Consider the following 662-nt stretch of genomic DNA (forward strand, 5'->3'; position numbering starts at 1 on the left):
TGAACTGCACCCCAAAAGTTGGACACCCGTTCAACCTTTGGGGTGTTTTTCATGGCGAAGTACAACGAGGCGTTCAAGCGCCAGGTGGTTCAGGAATATTTGTCCGGGGGAGTTGGGACTGGGACACTGAGCCGGAAGCACGGAATAGGCCGCTCGGTGCTGCAGCGCTGGGTCAGCGCGTGGCGGCAGCATGGAGAAGCCGCGCTTGGCAAGAAGCATGAGGCCTATAGCGCCGAGTTCAAGTTGACGGTGTTGCGGCACATGTGGCGCCACGAGTTGTCCTATGCGCAGGCAAGTGCCGTCTTCGACTTGCGCGAAGCAGGCGGCATCAGCCGCTGGGAGCGCCAGTATCATGAGGGCGGTATCGAAGCCCTCAAGCCGCGCCGCAAAGGCCGGCCACCCAACATGTCCCAGCCTAAGCAGCCACCCCAATCCACTCCCGAGCCCACTCAAGACGGACGCTCGCGCGAAGATCTACTGAAGGAAAACGAATATCTGCGCGCGGAGGTGGCGTACCTAAAAAAGCTGGATGCCCTGCTCCGGGCCAAGGAGCAAGCTGCGCCAAAGAAAAAGCGCAAGTCGTGAATGCTTTGCGAGAGCACCACCCGCTGCCGATCCTGCTCAAGGTTGCCGATCTGGCGCGCAGCACGTTCTACTACCAG

General features: G+C 60.3%; 1 protein-coding gene. It reads left to right on the top strand.

Going from position 1 to position 662, the window contains the following annotated elements; all coding sequences use genetic code 11:
• The first annotated feature begins 51 nt into the window (after window positions 1-51).
• Window positions 52-585, top strand: coding sequence for a helix-turn-helix domain-containing protein (locus tag SB751_RS28035; protein WP_410748789.1), 534 nt, complete (start codon window positions 52-54; stop codon window positions 583-585).
• Window positions 586-662: the final 77 nt, after the last annotated feature.

The organism is Cupriavidus sp. SIMBA_020 (genome assembly GCF_046535395.1).
Lineage (GTDB): Bacteria > Pseudomonadota > Gammaproteobacteria > Burkholderiales > Burkholderiaceae > Cupriavidus > Cupriavidus campinensis.